Origin of the sequence: Pseudomonas sp. BJa3 (genome assembly GCF_026343815.1) — a bacterium.
Taxonomy (GTDB): domain Bacteria; phylum Pseudomonadota; class Gammaproteobacteria; order Pseudomonadales; family Pseudomonadaceae; genus Aquipseudomonas; species Aquipseudomonas soli.
The window spans coordinates 1-240 of record NZ_JAOXMC010000505.1; the positions used below are offsets into that span (position 1 = coordinate 1).

Annotated in this window: 1 protein-coding gene; it reads left to right on the plus strand. The window is 62.1% G+C overall.

Going from position 1 to position 240, the window contains the following annotated elements:
• A partial coding sequence (locus OH705_RS28580; protein ID WP_267303615.1) for a TonB-dependent receptor plug domain-containing protein occupies positions 1-240 on the plus strand: 240 nt, incomplete at both ends.

The window sequence follows — 240 nt, forward strand, 5'->3', positions numbered from 1 at the left end:
ACGCCGCAGTCGGTCACCGTCATGACCCGCAAGATGCTCGACGACCCGAACCTCAACACCCTGGAACAGGTGCTCGACAAAACTCCCGGCATCACCGTCTACGACTCGCCCCTGGGCGGCAAGTACTTCTACTCCCGTGGCTTCAACCTCGACGGCCAGTACCAGTACGACGGCGTACCGCGGGACGTGGGCGGCAACTATGTGCAGGCCAACAGCTTCTCCAGCGACATGGCCTTCTAC